Origin of the sequence: Streptomyces sp. KR55, assembly GCF_052245645.1 — a bacterium.
Classification (GTDB): domain Bacteria; phylum Actinomycetota; class Actinomycetes; order Streptomycetales; family Streptomycetaceae; genus Streptomyces; species Streptomyces flavusporus.
The window spans coordinates 1-830 of the sequence record NZ_JBQQCE010000975.1 but is presented as its reverse complement, the minus strand read 5'-3'; the positions used below and the strand labels follow the sequence as shown (position 1 = coordinate 830).

At 69.9% G+C, this 830-nt stretch carries 1 pseudogene; it reads left to right on the top strand.

What is annotated here, in order from left to right:
- Window positions 1-587, top strand: a pseudogene (locus ACTWQJ_RS51890) (IS3 family transposase); the annotation flags it as partial.
- Window positions 588-830 lie beyond the last annotated feature (243 nt).

Sequence of the window (830 nt, the reverse complement as noted above, 5' to 3'; positions counted from 1 at the left end):
ACCTGGCCAACGCTCAGGCTCGTGCCGAGCGCCAGGCCGAGGTCAAGCGGACGGTGGCCGAGATCCGCGCCATCCATGCCGAACACCAGGGCGCCTATGGCGCCCCGCGGGTGCATGCGGAGCTGCGGGCCCGGGGGCGGAAGATCAACCGCAAACGGGTGGCCCGGCTGATGCGGGTCAACCACATCGTCGGCCGGCATCTGCGGCGCAAGAAGCGCACCACGATCGCGGACAGGGCGGCTCCGCCCGTGCCGGACCTGGTGATGCGCGACTTCACCGCGAACACGCTGAACACCAGGTGGTGCGGCGACATCACGTATGTCGCCGTCGGCTCGACGTGGATGTATCTGGCCACGGTGATCGACATCTGTTCGAGGCGGGTCGTGGGCTGGTCGATCGCCGACCACATGCGCACCTCGCTGGTCACCGACGCGATCGAGATGGCCGTGGCCGCCCGCGGCGGCCAGGTCCACGGCGTCGTCTTTCACACGGACAGGGGCGCGCAGTACAGTGCGGCCGCCTTCGCCGAGGTCTGCCGCCGACACGGCATCCGCCGCAGCATGGGCCGCGTCGGCTCGAGCTACGACTGTGAGGATGATCAAGTGCCGCTCCGGACGGTGGCCTGACCCGAGCTACGACTGGCGCTGATGCCTTGGCGTTGATCTGTCGGCCACGGCCTGGAGCGGCACTCGCTGCCGCCGGGCAGGGGACGTGTCCCGATAGGGGCCTTCGCGACAGGCACCGTCACAGTCTTGACCGCCCCGGCCCGGCGACGGCCACCAGCACCCGAGGCGATCAGGAGACAGGCGACCTTGCCCAGCATCACGCAG